Here is a 15,236-nt window from a genome sequence, read left to right on the forward strand (position 1 = left end):
CACCATGCTCGAAAGTTGTCAGAATGCTCAGGAACGCTGGGGTGGAGTGCATCTGCTGATCGATCGCTGGTTGCAGGAGCGTCACGAACTGGTTCGGGCCTATGATGCTCTCGGCGCGAAGCCTGAAGCTCTGGGCGAGAACCGCAAGCCGTTGCAGGAATTTTGCGGGGTGCTGGTCGATTACGTATCGGCGGGGCATTTCGAAATCTACGAACAGCTCACCGGTGAAGCCAAGGCCTTTGGTGACACTCGTGGTCTGGAGTTGGCCGAGACCATCTATCCGCGCATCGACGTCATCACCGAGAAGCTGCTGGCGTTCAACGACCTGTGTGATGCAGGCCAGTGCGTAGCCGAGAAATTCAAGGAGCTGGGTGGCCTGCTGCACGAACGCTTCGAACTGGAAGACTGTCTGATCGAAGTGCTGCACACCGCTCACAAGGAAGAGGATTCGGTTCAGGCCTGAACCCTTTCCGGCAATACGCTAAAAACGGTGCGCTTTGCGCGCCGTTTTTCGTTTCCGCTATCAGCTGGTGGCGCCGCGTAATTCGACTTCGAATACCAGCGGCGTGAACGGTGCGATCAGGTCACCGGCACCGTCGGCGCCATAGGCCTGGGCCGATGGAATCACCAGACGCCATTTTGCCCCCACCGGCATATTTTGCAGCGCACTGCGCCAGCCAGTGATCACGCTGTCGAGACTGAACCACTGCGGTTGGCTGTTCTGATCGAACACCGTGCCGTCAGGCAGGCGACCGATGTACAACACTTGAACCTTGCCATTTGGCCCGGCCTTCGCGCCGGTACCTGGCGTCAGCTCCGTCATCAACACGCCATCGGCCAATTCATGAACGCCGGGCCTGGCTTTTTCTTCGGTGAGAAAGCGCTGCTCTTTTTCCAGGGCTTCTTCGCTTTGTGGTGCAGGTGGTTGCAAGGCGATCTGGGCTTCGTGGTCCGCAAGGATCTGTTCGATCTGCGCGTCCTTCAGTGCCAGGGGTTTGCCTTGATAGGCTTGCTGCAACCCTTCGATCAGCGCTTGAAGTTGCAGGTCGGGAACCTCCTGGCGCAAGCGTTCGCCGAGACTTGCGCCTAAGCTGTAAGCGAGATCGTGAGCATCATTCTCAGCGGTTTTTTCGGCGGCTTGAACGGTGGAAAAACACACGAGCAGGGATAAAAAAAGGTAGCGCGACATGGGCACTCTCCGACCTCAGATGCGGGGGATTATGCCAGCGAGAATGGGTTAAACGGTGAACTGCTTTTGCGCAGATGCAGAACATTTTCAATCCGGTGCAACGCCGCGCTTTCGATACTGTCAACATGACCTAGCGGCGGTGTCAGCAGAGGTCTAGTATGAGCCGCATTCACGTCAGCCAGGAGGTAAACCATGTCGGCCACCAAGAAGCCTGTAAATACTCCGTTGCACTTACTCCAACAACTTTCGGGCAGCCTGCTCGAGCATTTGGAAACCGCTTGTTCCCAAGCCTTGGCTGATGCTGAAAAACTGCTCGCCAAACTGGAAAAGCAGCGCGGAAAAGCGCAAGAAAAACTGCACAAATCCCGTACCAAATTGCAGGACGCTGCGGCGGCCGGCAAAGCCAAGGCGCAAGCCAAGGCCAAGGACGGAGTGAAGCAACTCGAAGACCTGCTCGATGCTTTGAAGGATCGTCAGTCCGAGACCCGCACCTACATTCTGCAACTCAAGCGCGATGCTCAAGAAAGCCTGAAACTGGCCCAGGGCGTCGGTCGCGTACAAGAGGCTGTCAGCAAGGCGTTGTCCCTGCGTTCGGCCAAGCCAGCTGCGGCACCTGCCAAGAAAGCCGCTGCCAAACCGGTTGCTGCAAAAGCAGCCGCCAAGCCTGCTGCCAAACCGGCTGCTAAAGCACCGGCCAAAGCCGCAGCAAAACCTGCAGCGAAAAAACCGGTTGCTGCCAGCGCTGCGAAACCAGCTGCTAAAGCAACGACTGCCAAACCGACTGCTGTAAAAACTGCCGCTGCCAAACCGGCTGCAAAACCAGCCGCTAAACCTGCAGCAAAACCAGCGGCCAAAACCGCAGCAGCGAAACCTGCTGCCAAGCCGGCCGCCAAGCCAGTCGCGGCTAAAACTGCTGCCAAATCGGTTGCTGCAAAAGCACCGGCCAAGCCTGCAGTAAAACCAGCGGCCAAAACTGCAGCCGCCAAGCCGGTTGCTAAAACTGCTGCTGCAAAACCGGCTACTGCCAGCGCTGCCAAACCAGCCCCGGCCAAACCCGCTGCGAAGCCAGTGGCTGCGAAACCGGCTGCAAAACCAGCTGCCGCTAAACCTGCCGCCAAACCAGCAGTGAAAAAACCAGTCGCCGCCAAACCGGCTACCGCGCCAGTCGCCAAGCCAGCCACCCCGGCTGCGGCAGCATCGTCTGCTCCAGCTGCAACCACCTCGACCACCACCGCTGCGCCAACCCCGGCAGCCGCGTCGAGCACTGCGACCACCCCAACCAGCGCTTCCTAAGCGCCGGTTACCGCGACGCGCAGCTGATGCAGCGCGTCGCGGTCCAGGTTGGCGGCGCCCGCCGCCACACCTTCCAGCCAGGCCGATCGTTCGGTCACGTCATTTTGCGGCCAGCTCCGGGCCGTACGCTCCAGTTGCAACAACAGATGCCGTTCGGCTTCCAGCTCCAGTGCCTTGATTTGCTCGCGTAACGCATTCAGTTCGGCGTCGTCAGCGGCGGCGGCTTTCCATTGCTGGCGTAACGTGCGCATCGGTTGCACGACATTCACCTCCCAGGGCTCGGCCACCTGAAAAAGTTGCTGCAAGCGTTGCTCGGTGCAGTCCACAGCCCTTTGTTCCAGCCACAGGCCACAGAGCAGCAGGCAGACATTTGCTCCCGCCGATTGCAATTGCAGGCACAGGCTTTCAACGCCGGGGCGGGCGTAAGTGCCAAGGGAAAAGCTCCACAGGTCAGAGGACATAGTGCTACTCGCGCCAGTTGCGAGCGAAGCTGGTAGACTCCGCCGCCATTATGATTCGACTTCAGAACCTGACTTTACAGCGTGGCCCGCAACGTCTGCTAGAAGACGCCGAGCTGACCCTGCACGCCGGCCACAAAGCCGGCCTCATCGGTGCCAATGGCGCCGGCAAATCGAGCCTGTTCGCCTTGCTTTTGGGTGACCTGCACCCGGATTCGGGTGACTGCTTGCTGCCGGGCGACTGGCGCATCGCCCACATGCGCCAGGAGATCGACACCCTCGATCGCATCGCAGTCGACTACGTGCTCGATGGCGACCTGCGCCTGCGTGAGGTGCAACGCGACCTCGCCGCCGCCGAAGCGGCCCATGACGGTGCCGCTCAGGCGCGCCTGCACGCCGAACTCGACAGCGCCGACGGTTACACCGCCGACGCCCGGGCGCGCAAGCTACTGGCCGGTTTGGGCTTCACCAACGATCAGATGGATCGTCAGGTCGGAGATTTCTCCGGTGGCTGGCGGATGCGTCTGAACCTGGCGCAGGCGTTGATGTGCCCTTCGGACCTGTTGCTGCTCGATGAACCGACCAACCACTTGGACCTCGACGCCATCATCTGGCTCGAAGAGTGGCTTAAAAGCTATCCTGGCACGTTGATGCTGATTTCCCACGACCGGGACTTCCTCGACGCCGTGGTCGATCACGTGGCCCACGTCGATCAGCGCAAGATCACGCTCTATCGCGGCGGCTACAGCGCCTTCGAACGTGCCCGTGCCGAACGTCTGGCCCAGCAACAGCAGGCCTACGAGAAGCAGCAGGCGCAACGTGCGCACATGGAAAGCTACATCGCCCGCTTCAAGGCCCAGGCCACCAAGGCCCGTCAGGCCCAGAGCCGGATCAAGGCGCTGGAGCGGATGGAAGAGCTGTCCGCTGCTCACGTCGATTCGCCGTTCGACTTCGTTTTCCGCGAATCGCACAAAATCTCCAGCCCGTTGATTGATATCTCCGATGCTCGCCTGGGTTATGGCGAGCGAGCCGTGCTGGAGAAGGTCAAGCTGCAACTGACCCCCGGCGCGCGCATCGGTTTGCTCGGCCCCAACGGTGCCGGTAAATCGACCCTGATCAAAAACCTCGCCGGTGAACTCGAGCCGTTGTCCGGGCGCCTGACCCGTGGCGAGAACACCGTGGTCGGCTACTTCGCCCAGCATCAGTTGGACTCGCTCGACTCCAAGGCCAGCCCACTGCTACACATGCAGCGCCTGGCACCGACGGAGCGTGAGCAGACCTTGCGCGACTTCCTCGGCGGTTTCGACTTCCGCGGTGCGCGTATCGATGAGCCGGTGCTGAATTTTTCCGGCGGCGAGAAGGCCCGTCTGGCGCTGGCGTTGATCGCCTGGGGCCGGCCGAACCTGTTGCTGCTCGACGAACCGACCAACCACCTGGACCTGGAAATGCGCCTGGCGCTGACCATGGCGTTGCAGGAATTCAGTGGTGCGGTACTGGTGGTCTCCCACGATCGTCATTTGCTCAAAAGCACCACCGACAATTTCTATCTGGTGGCGGACGGCAAGGTTGAAGAGTTCGACGGCGACCTGGAGGACTACACCCGCTGGCTGGTGGAGTATCGCCAGCGCAATGCCCCGGTCAGCAACACGCCGGTGAACCCGGACAAAACCGACAAGAAGGCTCAGCGTCAGGCTGCCGCTGCGTTGCGTCAGCAACTGGCGCCACATAAGCGTGAAGCCGACAAGCTCGAAGCCGAGTTGGGCAAGCTGCACGAGAAACTGGCGAAGATCGATGCCAGCCTCGGCGACAGCGATATCTACGAACCGGCGCGCAAGAACGAGTTGCGTGATCTGCTGGCCGAACAGGCCAAGCTGAAGGTGCGTGAAGCGCAACTGGAAGAATCCTGGATGGAAGCCCTGGAACTGCTGGAAAGCATGCAGGCGGAGTTGGAGGCGCTGTCCTGATGGACGCCTTCAAACTGCCGTTGCCGGCGATGTGGGTCGAGCCGATTTTGCTCGGCGTGCAAATCCTGCTGATCCTGCTGGCCGGGTATTTTGCTCAGCGCTTCGTCGCCAAATGCCTGACTCGCCTGGGCGAACGTTATCCGTTTCCGCCACAACTGCTGATGCCGCTGCGTGGTGGACTGCGCTGGCTGATCATGGGCAGCGCGTTGATTTTCGTGCTGGAGCGCCTCGGTGTTTCGGCCACGGTACTCTGGACTGCGTTGTCCGGGTTCGTGGCGGTGGCTGCGGTGGCGTTCTTCGCCATGTGGAGCGTGCTCTCCAATCTGCTGTGCGCGATCCTGATCTTCACTGTCGGCCCGTTCCGCATCGGTGATGTGGTCGAGTTGGTGGACACCCTCGACAAGCCCGGCGTCAAAGGCCGGGTGGTGGCGATCAATTTGCTGTTTACCACGTTGATCGAGGCTGAAGAGGCCGGGACTGGCAGTGCGATGGTGCAGGTGCCTAACAGCCTGTTCTTCCAGCGCTCGGTTCGCCGCTGGCGCGGGTCGGATGTTTTCCCTTCCAGCGGCTTCGAAAAGTAAGCCTTCTGTTGCCTGATACACCGCTATCGCGAGCAAGCCCGTTCCCACATTGGATCTTCAGTAGACATCACATGAGTGAACAACACTGATCTACTGTGGGGTCGGGCTTGCTCGCGAAGTGGCCCTAAAGCCATAAACGCTGGTCGGCAGTCACCCTGTCCGACAAAAAAATCGGTAGTCATTGCGCCAAAGCCGCATTAGCTTAGACGTCTGTCACGAGTCTGAGTCGAGGTGTGCGATGGTGCTTCAAACATGGCTGGCGTTTTTTGCTGCCTGCTGGGTGATCAGTCTGTCTCCTGGTGCCGGCGCGATTGCGTCGATGTCCAGCGGCCTGCGCTACGGTTTCTGGCGCGGCTACTGGAACGCCCTGGGCCTGCAACTGGGCCTGGCATTGCAAATTGCGATTGTGGCGGCTGGTGTCGGTGCGATCCTCGCGGCTTCGGCCACGGCTTTCTATGCGATCAAATGGTTTGGCGTGGCCTATCTGGTCTACCTCGCGGTCAAGCAATGGCGTGCGTTGCCCAGCGACATGAGCGATGACGCGTCTGTACGGCAGATCGGCAAACCGCTGGCGCTGGTGTTCCGTGGTTTCCTGGTGAACATCAGCAACCCCAAGGCGTTGGTGTTCATGCTGGCGGTGCTGCCGCAATTCATCGACCCGCATACACCGTTGGTGGCTCAGTACCTGATCCTTGGTGCGACGATGATCTGTGTCGACCTGATCGTCATGGCCGGCTACACCGGGCTGGCGTCCAAAGTGCTGCGACTGTTGCGCACGCCCAAACAGCAGAAACGCATGAACCGCACGTTTGCCGGGCTGTTCATCGGTGCGGCGGCGTTTATGGCAACCCTGCGCAAAGCGGTGATGTAAAACCCTGGATACAAGAGCGACCTCTTGTGGCGAGCGAGCTTGCTCGCGCTGGGCTGCGAAGCGGCCCCCGGATTTTGCGAGCGCTGCGCACTCGGGCGGGAGCAAGCTCCCTCGCCACATTAGGTTTCAGTACGGCAATATTGCGTTGATGGGCTTAAGAACAAGCATAAAAAAGGCGACCCTTCAGGTCGCCTTTTTCGTTCCAGAGATCAGCGCAAAATCACCGGCGCCGTATCCTGTGGCAGGTTGTTACGCTGCGGGGCTTGTCCCGGCTTCTCGTAACTCCCGCCGCCGAGCTGTTGGCTCAGTTGCCCGGCCACGTCTTCGCCCAATGCCTTGGACACGTCACGCACCACCCGCGGGCGGTTCAGCGAAATCTTGATGTCCCGGCCATTCACCAGTTTGGTGTCCTGGCCTTCGCCCATCGCCGTGAAGGCCGACGTGATTTCGAAAGTCTTGGTGTTGATCAGGCTGAAATCCGCCACCAGGGTCAACGCCAGCACCGCTGAATAGCTGTCGGTGTTCGCCAGCTCGTTCGTGTCTTGGGTGAAGTCGATGTCCGACACCGTGCCGAACAGCACGTAATCCGCGCCCTTGAAGTTACCGGCCTTGATCCGCTTGATCACGTCATACACATCGCTTTTGGCGTTGGCTGTGTAGGGCGTGCCCTGAATCAGCTGGAACATCCCGGTCTTGAGGATCTGACCTTTGATGTCGCCGCTGAAACGCCGGATTTCGGTCTGCTCCAGATAGCTGTTCTTTGTCGTGTACTCGTCGTAACTGGACGAGCCGCTGGCGCCGTAATAGTCCTGTTGCTGATCGTCGCGGGCCGAGATGACGTGAACGTATTGATCGACGCTGGCCTCGTAGGCCAGGTCGGCCACGGCGATTTTCGGCGCCGCCTGTACGCCAGCGGCGCACACCAAAGCGATGATGCCTATCCATGTCCGCATGACTTAGCGCTCCGTGGTTTTGCGGATTTCTTTCTCGTCCATCCACTCGGCCAGCCCGCTTTCGACATCAACCAATTGCAGACTGAATTTGTAGAAGACGTCCTTGTAGTCGTTGCTGCGCTTGATAATCGAGCTGATCGAGCCTTCGAGACGGTAGCGGGCGGCGATCATGTTGCCGGTTTTGGCCACCGTACTTTTTTTGTACAGACCGCTTTGGTTTTGCAGTTTGAGATGGTCGACCTGGCTTTGCATGTTGGTGTTGTCGCTGGCAAAGCGAGCGGTGCCGGTACGCATCAATTGGGTCTTGATGGACGTGGTGATCTCGCGCGTGTCGATGTACTCGCTGGTCTTGTTCATCACGTCGTATACCTGAACCACCGGGCGACCCTTGAGAACACCGGACTGCGCGAGGGAGCGGGTCATGCTTTCAGCGATCATTTGCAGGTCGGTCGAACCGAATTCGTTGGTCACCAGTTCCACGGCTTTCGGGTCGCCATAGCTGATGTTGCCGCGGCCCAGCACCGGCGAGCGGTTGTCGGCGCAGCCGCCGATGAGCAGCGCGGCAAGGGCAATGCAAGAGACACGGGCAAACAGGGGCATGTGCTTGTGTGGGCGGTTCACGGCGTGTTGATCTCCAGGCGGAAGTCCACGGCTTGTGGCACGGGGGCGATGGCGGCCAGAAAACTCGTCTGCCCGGCGTACAGGGTCAGGCTTTTCCAGGTGTCGGCGTCAGCGACTGGAAAACCTTCCGGCCCCATCCACAGATAGCGGTAGTAGAGGGTTCGGTTGTCGGTATCGGTGTTGCTCAGCTGCGTGTTGACCGTCAGGAAACCGTTTTCCCGGGCCATGCGCATTGGGCCGATGGCCACGTTCTCAATCGGTCCGGTGGCCATGACTTTGCCCGCGGCACTGCCAGGTTCCGGTGGTGGTGGCGAGGTGGCGCAACCGGCCAACAAGGCCAGGGCGACAACGGCGAAGCATTTCAATCCCATGAAAATCTCCGTTCAGGGTTGGGCAGGGCTGGCGACAGCCTGGGGTACGGGCTTGGGGTCTTGGCGCATGGCGACGTCGGCGGCGTAAAGCCGGTTTCCCACGGCACGCAAACTGAAGGCTTGATGCGTCTTATCAATCTCGAATTTGATCGCAGGGTATTGCGGCGCATTCGGCAGCGTCAGGTGGTGGAGGCCTTTCTTCAGCCGTATCCGGGCGACAAGCGTCTTGTCCGGCAAGGTACGCCAGACCCGTGTGTCGGCATCCTCTTGCTGGGTTTGCCGCAGAATTTCCTCTTGAAGTTTCTCGGGGCTGCGCTTTTTCAAGAAAGCCAGGTATTGGGCATTGTTCTGGGCGCGATGGAGCGTGCGTTGAATAATCTCCGGCATGTCATCACGCAACGTACGGCGCGACATGTCGCCGAAGCTGTTAAGCAGGGTCAGCTGTTGTTTTTTGTCGTCTACCGTGACGAAGTCCACGGGTGGTGTGGAGGTGTCGGGGACGACGGCCGGAAACGACATGTTGGTGATGAATGTTTGGTCGTCAACGTCGACTGAAATCGGCACACGCACCGACGTGAGCGCCGGCGCCAGACCGGTTTGCACGATCAGCAGGACATCGGCCTCGCCGGCCTTGAGCGGGGATTTGGCCAGGTTGCGCAAGGCTTGCTCAAGCAGCGGCGTATTGGGGCGCAGCTCGATTGCCTGGCGGTATCCCGGTGCGGCGAGGTCTTTCTCGTCCAGCGATTCATAAATGAAGCCGGCAAGGTAATGGCTGAACGCGCTCTGGTAGCTGTTTTTCAGTGCGACGACTTCGGGGGCGTCGAGGGTCGCCACCGGGTAACCCTGAAGGTCTTTGTATTTCAGCTGGATCCCCTGAACTTTCGCCTGGTTTTCCAGTATCAGGTATTCCTTGTCACGCTTGTCGGCGATTATCGCTTCGCGTTCGTGGGTTTTCTTGATTGCGACACGAGCATTTTCCGTGTCGGCGGCGGAGAGCAACATCAGGGCCATTTGCGTCGTCAGCGCGACTTTCTCGAAATCATGCCCATCGTATAAGCGCACCTTGTCGTTGCCGCCGTAGCTGTTGAAATCGGTGAGGCCTTTAAACGCGCCGAAATAAGGCGAGTTTGCCCAGCCTTCGATCAACCGGTCGGCGTAGTCCCAGTTGGCATAGCTGCCCGCAAAATTGCCGTCCAGGCGCAGCAATTCGCCTCTCTCAAAGTTGTAGAGCAGATCGCCCGGGGCAATGGGGTTGTTTCGGTCGAGCACGGCGACAGCGTTCTCGAGGTAGCCGTCCCTGAAATAGTAGAGCGTCTCGTCGAGCTCCGCGTTGTAGTTACGGAACGAGGTGCAACCGCTCAGTAGCAGGCTCGCACTGAGTGCAAACAAGAGGCGCAGGCGGGTGGCCATTTGCTGTGGTTCTTCCTTGAAGATAAGCCGCCAGACGGCGGTAAATAATAGACTTGAATGATGGCACTTTGTTCCTGTACGTCAGCGGCCGCCATAGACAAAGCTTGAGTGAAAGTCATTGGAAGTGAACAATGTATTACTTCGTATTTCCCCTTGAGATTCATTCATGACTGCCTCCTCCCGTTTTCTGGCGTGGCTAGTGCTGCCGGTTATTGCGTTTTGCAGCCTCAATGCGCAGGCCGAAACTGCCGAAGGCGCGCCAAAGGCCCTGCATTTGCTCGATTACATTGGCGCTGACTACCCGATGGCGGTCGAAGCGGGCAAGGTTATCGATGAGTCTGAATACCTCGAGCAGCAGGAATTTCTGGGTGTGCTGCAAGGTTTGATCTCCGAGTTACCGGCCAAGCCCGAGCGCGCTGAATTGGAGCAAGGCGTCAACAACCTGCGCACCGCGATCGCTGCACGCATGGACGGCACCGACGTTGCACGTCAGGCTCGCCAACTCGGCGCGAAACTGGCGGTGGCGTATGAGGTCAGCCAGGCCCCGGTGATTACTCCGGACCCGACTCGCGGCGCGCCGCTATATGCGCAGCAATGCTCGGTGTGCCACGGCGACACGGGTGTCGGTGACGGCCCGGCAGGCGTTGGCATGACGCCGCCACCGGCCAATCTGCGCGATGCGGCGCGACTCGATCGCCTCAGCCTCTACGCGATATACAGCACCCTGGGTCAGGGCGTCGAAGGCACCGACATGCCGTCGTTCGCCGATCAACTGGACGACCGTCAGCGCTGGGACCTGGCAACCTACATCGCCGGCTTCAGTGCCGACCCGACCGCAGCCAAATCCGAAAAGACCTACAACATCGCCGACCTGGCCCGCCAGACACCGGCCGAAGTGCTGGCCGCCGAAGGCCCGCAAGCCTTGGCAACCTTCCGCGCACAACGGGCGCAACCGCCGCAGGTTAAGCGTGGCCCGGCACAGTTGCTCGACTACACCGCGGCAACTCTGGACAAGAGCATTGCCGCTTACCGTGCCGGCGAACACGATCAGGCCTACGACCTGTCGGTGGCGGCGTACCTGGAAGGCTTCGAACTGGTCGAAAGCTCTCTCGATAACGTCGACGCCAACGTGCGTAAAGACACTGAAAAATCGCTGATGGCTTACCGTCAGTCGTTGCAGGACGGCTTGCCGGTGGCTCAGGTCGAACAGCGTCTGGATGCGGCCAAGGCCAAGTTAAAGGAATCGGCCGGCCTGCTCGGCAGCGATGGCTTGAGCTGGTCGCTGAGCTACATCTCTGGCCTGTTGATTTTGCTGCGCGAAGGCCTGGAAGCGATTCTGGTGCTCGCGGCGATCCTCGCGTTCCTGCGCAACACCGGCCAGCAATCGGCGGTGCGTAGCGTCAACGTCGGTTGGGGGCTGGCGCTGTTGGCGGGCCTGGGGACCTGGGCGCTGGCGGCGTACGTGATTGATGTCAGCGGCGCCCAGCGTGAGCTGCTGGAAGGCTGCACGGCGCTGTTCGCCAGCGTCATGGTGTTGTGGCTCGGCGTGTGGATGCACGACCGTCGCCACGCGGCAGCCTGGCAGGATTACATCAAGAGCAGCCTGGTGGGCGGCGGCGGACGTTTCGGTTTTGCGATCCTGGCGTTCTTCTCGGTGTATCGCGAACTGTTTGAAGTGATCCTGTTCTACGAAACCCTGTGGTTGCAGGCCGGCCCTGCCGGGCATAACGCGGTGCTCGCGGGCGGCGCGACGGCGTTGGTGCTGTTGGTCGGTCTGGCTTGGGTGATCCTGCGCGGCTCGGCAAAACTGCCACTGGCGCTATTCTTCGGCATCAACGCCGGGTTGTTATGCGCGTTGTCGGTGGTGTTTGCCGGCCATGGTGTGAAGGCGTTGCAGGAAGCCGGGATCTTCGGCACCCGGCCGGTGCCGTTCTTTGACTTCGACTGGCTGGGCATCCACGCTGATGCGTATTCGCTGAGTGCGCAGGCGGTGGCGATCATTGCGATCATCGTGCTGTATAGCCGCAGTCGCATGGCAGAGAAGCGGCGGGTGCCGGTTTCTTAACAGCATTCGCTGCGCTCACATTCGCGGGCAAGCCTCGCTCCTACGGGTTTACATTAACCTTGTAGGAGCGAGGCTTGCCCGCGAAGCTTTCTAAGAGGAAAAACACAATGCGTGTCTGGATCGATGCCGACGCCTGCCCACGGGCAGCCAAGGATCTGGTGGTGAAGTTCGCCCTCAAGCGCCAGTTCGAAGTGGTGATGGTGGCCGGTCAGCCGCAGATCAAACCGGGTCTGGCCCTGGTGAAGCTGATCGTGGTGCCCAGCGGCCCGGACGCGGCCGACGATTACCTGGTGGAACACGCAGTGCCCGGCGAGCTGGTGATTTGCAGCGATGTGCCGCTGGCTGACCGCTTGGTGAAGAAGGGCGTTTCAGCGCTGGACCCGCGCGGCAAAGAGTTCGATGCGCAGAATATGGGGGACAGGCTGGCGGTGCGTAACCTGTTCACCGACCTGCGTGAACAGGGCCAGATGAGCGGCGGGCCAGCGCCGTTTGGCGAACGGGAGAAACAGGCGTTTGCCAATGCGCTGGACCGGATTCTCACTCGGCTAACTCGCAAGCCTTAAGCCAGACCGAGAACCCTGTGGGAGCGGGCTTGCTCGCGAAAGCGGTGTATCAGCCGACATCGATGTTGAATGTTGGTCAGCCTTCGCGAGCAAGCCCGCTCCCACATTTGTCCGCGTTACACATCATTTTCGTGGGTGAGTTCTAGAACCCGGTCGACCAACTTGTTAATCCCCGAAGCCGCTTCACTGATCGACTGCGCCAGCATATACGCCGGCGTACTCACCAACTTGCGCGCCTTGTCCTCAACAATGTCGCCCACGGCGCAGTCCGCATGGGTCGCGCCCATCTTGTTCATCGCCGCTGCCGTTTCGGCATTGTTGCCGATGGTGCAGGTCACGCCCGGGCCATAGATCTTCGCCGCCAGCGCTGGCGAGATGCAGATCAACCCCACCGGTTTACTTGCTTCGGCAAAAGCTTCGGCCAATGCCAGGACTTCTGGCTGAACCGTGCATCCGGCGCCTTCGACCGCGAAGTTGGAGAGGTTCTTCGCCGCCCCGAAGCCGCCCGGCACGATTAGCGCATCGAAGTCTTCGACGCTGGCCTCGCGGATGTCCTTGATGTTGCCCCGGGCAATGCGCGCCGATTCCACCAGCACATTGCGCGACTCGGGCATTTCTTCGCCGGTCAGGTGGTTGATCACATGCAACTGGGCGATGTTCGGTGCAAAACACTGCACCTGGGCACCGCGCTGGTCCAGGCGCAGCAAGGTAATCACGCTTTCTTGGATCTCGGCGCCGTCGTACACGCCACAGCCGGAAAGGATCACTGCAATTTTTTTGCTCATGGGCTTTTCTCCAGATTCATGGCGTTAAATGTCCACTAATTTGTCGCTCGTTGCCATAGGGTTAAATCGCGGCGAGGCCTAGGATCAGTCATCACCATTGCGATCAGGTCGCGTCATGAATTTCATTCTGTATGCGGTGCCGTTTTTCTTTGTGCTGATAGCCATCGAACTGCTGGCCGACCGTTGGCGCGGCGTTCGCAATTACCGCGTGGCTGACGCGATCAACAGCATGAGCACTGGCGTGTTGTCGACCACCACCGGCCTGCTGACCAAGGGGATGGGGCTGCTGACGTATGCATTTGCGCTCGAGCATCTGGCACTGTTCAGACTCTCGGGCGACAGTGCCTGGGTCTGGGTGTTTGCCTTCGTCCTCTACGACTTCTGCTATTACTGGCTGCACCACATGGGCCACGAGCGGAACATCCTCTGGGCGGCGCATTCGGTGCATCACCAGAGCGAGGACTACAACCTCTCCACGGCCCTGCGCCAGACCAGCACCGGTTTTCTGCTGGGCTGGATCTTCTATCTGCCCATGGCCGTGTTCGGCGTGCCGTTGCTGGTGTTCGTCAGCGTCGCGGCGCTGAACCTGCTGTATCAATTCTGGGTTCACACCAAGCACATTCCCAAGCTCGGCTGGTTCGAGTGGTTCTTCGTCACGCCGTCCAATCATCGGGCCCACCATGCACAGAACGCTCTCTACATGGATCGCAACTACGGCGGGGTGTTCATTATTTGGGACCGTCTGTTCGGCTCGTTTCAGGAAGAAGACGACAACGAGCCGGTGATTTTCGGCGTGACCACACCACTGGCGAGCTGGAATCCGCTGTGGGCCAACCTGCAGTTCTATGCGCAATTGTGGGATGACGCCCGGCGGGCGCAGAGCAAGTGGGACAAGTTGCGAATCTGGTTTATGCGCACCGGTTGGCGGCCGGCGGACGTAGCGGCCAAGTACCCGATGAACAAACCCGACCTGAGCCAGTTCCGCAAATTCGACGTGCCGCTGGACGGCCGGCAGCAGCTGTATGTGGCGTTGCAGTTCTGCGTCTACATCGCCTTGGGCAGCTATTTGATGAAACTGGAGCAGAGTCTGCCGACCGCAGCCATGGTGCTCGGCTGGAGTGCGGTGGTGCTGGGTTTGTTTACGTTGGGCGTGGCCCTGGAGAATCGCCCGTGGGCGTGGAAGTTGGAGCTGCTGCGGCTGGCGTCGAACGTGCCGCTGGTGTGGCTGGCGCCGCTGGTCGGGCTGTGGCCGGCCAGCGCGCAAGGCTGGGTCGGCCTGATCAGTTACAGCCTGCTCAGTGGAATCGGTCTCTACTGCTGTAGAAACCGTTTCACTCGACTGGCGTCTTAGCCTCGGCGGTCTTGGCCAGTTCAGCCTGCTCGTCGGCGTAGATCTTCTTCGCCAGGCGAGCATTTTTGAACCGCCGGCGTAGCCACAGGGCCAGGCCCAACACCAGCAGCGCGCCGAGTACCCACAGCTCGTACTTCTTGACGCTGCCGAGCATGCTTTCGAGCACCGCACCGAAATGGTAGGCCGCCGCCGCCAGGGCGCTGGCCCAGATCGCGGCGCCAATCCCGTTGAGCAGCAGATAACGTCCCGGCGGATAGCCCGAGAGGCCGATCGCCACCGGCATCACCGTGCGCAAACCATAGACAAAGCGGAAGCTCAGGACCCAGATGTCCGGGTGCTTGCGGATATGTTCCAGCGCCCGGTCACCCATCATTTGCCAGCGCGGTTTGCGCGCCAGTAATTTGCGGCCGTGCTTGCGCCCCAGGAAGTACCACAGCTGATCACCGGCATAACTGCCGAAGAACGCCACGACGACGACCAGATTGATGTCCATGTATCCGCGAAACGCGAGGAAGCCCGCGAGCACCAGGATGGTTTCGCCTTCGAAGAACGTGCCGAGAAAAAGGGCAAAGTAGCCGAAGTCATGCAGAAATTGTTGGAGCATTGTCTGGGTGCTAGCGAAATGAACGCGCAGCCTAACCCTTCAGACACATTCAGGAAAGTGTCCAAATGTGTCTCGACGTGAACAATTCCTACACGGACAATGGAATACAGCTACGTGACGCAGGGCTAAGCACAACTGTCATGTGTCCGTCATAATG

The 15,236-nt window shown here is 60.0% G+C and carries 16 protein-coding genes; 8 read left to right on the top strand and 8 right to left on the bottom strand.

What is annotated here, in order from left to right:
• The first annotated feature begins 4 nt into the window (after positions 1-4).
• Positions 5-463: an Rsd/AlgQ family anti-sigma factor gene (locus AC1MEW_RS04440; protein WP_046045098.1), complete on the top strand. Its 459-nt coding sequence runs from the start codon at positions 5-7 to the stop codon at positions 461-463.
• A 60-nt stretch (positions 464-523) separates the two neighbouring features.
• Here the strand turns inward: AC1MEW_RS04440 and AC1MEW_RS04445 are convergent, their stop codons facing one another.
• Positions 524-1,189 carry an FKBP-type peptidyl-prolyl cis-trans isomerase gene (locus AC1MEW_RS04445; RefSeq protein WP_201255708.1) on the bottom strand — a complete coding sequence of 222 codons (666 nt, stop codon included), beginning with the start codon at positions 1,187-1,189 and terminating at the stop codon, positions 524-526.
• Positions 1,190-1,381: 192 nt separating this feature from the next.
• On the opposite strand from AC1MEW_RS04445, the gene AC1MEW_RS04450 reads away from it, so the two are divergent.
• On the top strand, positions 1,382-2,482 hold the full coding sequence (locus tag AC1MEW_RS04450; protein WP_201255709.1) for an AlgP family protein: 1,101 nt from the start codon (positions 1,382-1,384) through the stop codon (positions 2,480-2,482).
• On the opposite strand, the gene AC1MEW_RS04455 is transcribed toward AC1MEW_RS04450, so the two are convergent.
• Positions 2,479-2,943, bottom strand: a complete 465-nt coding sequence (locus AC1MEW_RS04455; protein ID WP_322269938.1) for a TIGR02444 family protein — start codon at positions 2,941-2,943, stop codon at positions 2,479-2,481. The genes AC1MEW_RS04450 and AC1MEW_RS04455 overlap by 4 nt on opposite strands.
• 50 nt (positions 2,944-2,993) lie before the next feature.
• On the opposite strand from AC1MEW_RS04455, the gene AC1MEW_RS04460 reads away from it, so the two are divergent.
• The 3 genes from AC1MEW_RS04460 (at position 2,994) to AC1MEW_RS04470 (ending at position 6,356) form a co-directional block, all read left to right on the top strand.
• On the top strand, positions 2,994-4,904 hold the full coding sequence (locus tag AC1MEW_RS04460; protein WP_480425513.1) for an ATP-binding cassette domain-containing protein: 1,911 nt from the start codon (positions 2,994-2,996) through the stop codon (positions 4,902-4,904).
• The gene (locus AC1MEW_RS04465; protein WP_201198803.1) at positions 4,904-5,485 is read left to right on the top strand and encodes a mechanosensitive ion channel family protein; all 582 of its coding nucleotides are present in this window, start codon (positions 4,904-4,906) and stop codon (positions 5,483-5,485) included. The genes AC1MEW_RS04460 and AC1MEW_RS04465 overlap by 1 nt, the downstream gene beginning before the upstream one ends.
• 238 nt (positions 5,486-5,723) lie before the next feature.
• Positions 5,724-6,356 carry a LysE family transporter gene (locus AC1MEW_RS04470; protein WP_480425516.1) on the top strand — a complete coding sequence of 211 codons (633 nt, stop codon included), beginning with the start codon at positions 5,724-5,726 and terminating at the stop codon, positions 6,354-6,356.
• 209 nt (positions 6,357-6,565) lie between these two features.
• Here AC1MEW_RS04470 and AC1MEW_RS04475 read toward each other — a convergent pair whose 3' ends face one another.
• Genes AC1MEW_RS04475 through AC1MEW_RS04490 form a run of 4 tightly spaced genes read right to left on the bottom strand, consistent with a single transcriptional unit; the run spans position 6,566 to position 9,711 of the window.
• A complete protein-coding gene (locus tag AC1MEW_RS04475; protein ID WP_480425518.1) occupies positions 6,566-7,309 on the bottom strand; it encodes a penicillin-binding protein activator LpoB in 744 nt (247 codons plus the stop codon).
• 3 nt (positions 7,310-7,312) lie between these two features.
• Positions 7,313-7,903 carry a penicillin-binding protein activator LpoB gene (lpoB, locus tag AC1MEW_RS04480; RefSeq protein WP_201255714.1) on the bottom strand — a complete coding sequence of 197 codons (591 nt, stop codon included), beginning with the start codon at positions 7,901-7,903 and terminating at the stop codon, positions 7,313-7,315.
• Positions 7,904-7,926: 23 nt separating this feature from the next.
• Complete coding sequence (locus AC1MEW_RS04485) at positions 7,927-8,301, bottom strand: YcfL family putative periplasmic lipoprotein (RefSeq protein ID WP_480425519.1); 375 nt, start codon at positions 8,299-8,301, stop codon at positions 7,927-7,929.
• Positions 8,302-8,313: 12 nt separating this feature from the next.
• On the bottom strand, positions 8,314-9,711 hold the full coding sequence (locus AC1MEW_RS04490) for a COG3014 family protein (protein ID WP_201255712.1): 1,398 nt from the start codon (positions 9,709-9,711) through the stop codon (positions 8,314-8,316).
• A gap of 166 nt (positions 9,712-9,877) precedes the next feature.
• Between AC1MEW_RS04490 and AC1MEW_RS04495 the strand changes: the two genes are divergently transcribed.
• Both AC1MEW_RS04495 and AC1MEW_RS04500 read left to right on the top strand, forming a co-directional pair.
• On the top strand, positions 9,878-11,776 hold the full coding sequence (locus AC1MEW_RS04495) for an FTR1 family protein (RefSeq protein WP_480425522.1): 1,899 nt from the start codon (positions 9,878-9,880) through the stop codon (positions 11,774-11,776).
• A gap of 107 nt (positions 11,777-11,883) precedes the next feature.
• On the top strand, positions 11,884-12,339 hold the full coding sequence (locus tag AC1MEW_RS04500) for a YaiI/YqxD family protein (protein WP_123403905.1): 456 nt from the start codon (positions 11,884-11,886) through the stop codon (positions 12,337-12,339).
• Between the two features lie 116 nt (positions 12,340-12,455).
• Here the strand turns inward: AC1MEW_RS04500 and elbB are convergent, their stop codons facing one another.
• Positions 12,456-13,124: an isoprenoid biosynthesis glyoxalase ElbB gene (gene elbB / locus AC1MEW_RS04505; protein ID WP_201198794.1), complete on the bottom strand. Its 669-nt coding sequence runs from the start codon at positions 13,122-13,124 to the stop codon at positions 12,456-12,458.
• Positions 13,125-13,239: 115 nt separating this feature from the next.
• Between elbB and AC1MEW_RS04510 the strand changes: the two genes are divergently transcribed.
• A complete protein-coding gene (locus AC1MEW_RS04510; RefSeq protein WP_480425525.1) occupies positions 13,240-14,475 on the top strand; it encodes a sterol desaturase family protein in 1,236 nt (411 codons plus the stop codon).
• On the opposite strand, the gene AC1MEW_RS04515 is transcribed toward AC1MEW_RS04510, so the two are convergent.
• On the bottom strand, positions 14,456-15,079 hold the full coding sequence (locus AC1MEW_RS04515) for a DedA family protein (protein ID WP_201198792.1): 624 nt from the start codon (positions 15,077-15,079) through the stop codon (positions 14,456-14,458). The two genes, AC1MEW_RS04510 and AC1MEW_RS04515, sit on opposite strands and share 20 nt — an antisense overlap.
• Between the last annotated feature and the right edge of the window lie 157 nt (positions 15,080-15,236).

The organism is Pseudomonas sp. ASL4 (assembly GCF_056680395.1).

Bases quoted from the DNA above. Each gene is read 5' to 3' on its own strand.
- AC1MEW_RS04440 (WP_046045098.1), top strand. From the start codon at position 5: ATGCTCGAAAGTTGTCAGAATGCTCAGGAACGCTGGGGTGGAGTGCAT.
- AC1MEW_RS04445 (WP_201255708.1), bottom strand. From the start codon at position 1,189: ATGTCGCGCTACCTTTTTTTATCCCTGCTCGTGTGTTTTTCCACCGTT.
- AC1MEW_RS04450 (WP_201255709.1), top strand. From the start codon at position 1,382: ATGTCGGCCACCAAGAAGCCTGTAAATACTCCGTTGCACTTACTCCAA.
- AC1MEW_RS04455 (WP_322269938.1), bottom strand. From the start codon at position 2,943: ATGTCCTCTGACCTGTGGAGCTTTTCCCTTGGCACTTACGCCCGCCCC.
- AC1MEW_RS04460 (WP_480425513.1), top strand. From the start codon at position 2,994: ATGATTCGACTTCAGAACCTGACTTTACAGCGTGGCCCGCAACGTCTG.
- AC1MEW_RS04465 (WP_201198803.1), top strand. From the start codon at position 4,904: ATGGACGCCTTCAAACTGCCGTTGCCGGCGATGTGGGTCGAGCCGATT.
- AC1MEW_RS04470 (WP_480425516.1), top strand. From the start codon at position 5,724: ATGGTGCTTCAAACATGGCTGGCGTTTTTTGCTGCCTGCTGGGTGATC.
- AC1MEW_RS04475 (WP_480425518.1), bottom strand. From the start codon at position 7,309: ATGCGGACATGGATAGGCATCATCGCTTTGGTGTGCGCCGCTGGCGTA.
- AC1MEW_RS04485 (WP_480425519.1), bottom strand. From the start codon at position 8,301: ATGGGATTGAAATGCTTCGCCGTTGTCGCCCTGGCCTTGTTGGCCGGT.
- AC1MEW_RS04490 (WP_201255712.1), bottom strand. From the start codon at position 9,711: ATGGCCACCCGCCTGCGCCTCTTGTTTGCACTCAGTGCGAGCCTGCTA.
- AC1MEW_RS04495 (WP_480425522.1), top strand. From the start codon at position 9,878: ATGACTGCCTCCTCCCGTTTTCTGGCGTGGCTAGTGCTGCCGGTTATT.
- AC1MEW_RS04500 (WP_123403905.1), top strand. From the start codon at position 11,884: ATGCGTGTCTGGATCGATGCCGACGCCTGCCCACGGGCAGCCAAGGAT.
- elbB (WP_201198794.1), bottom strand. From the start codon at position 13,124: ATGAGCAAAAAAATTGCAGTGATCCTTTCCGGCTGTGGCGTGTACGAC.
- AC1MEW_RS04510 (WP_480425525.1), top strand. From the start codon at position 13,240: ATGAATTTCATTCTGTATGCGGTGCCGTTTTTCTTTGTGCTGATAGCC.
- AC1MEW_RS04515 (WP_201198792.1), bottom strand. From the start codon at position 15,079: ATGCTCCAACAATTTCTGCATGACTTCGGCTACTTTGCCCTTTTTCTC.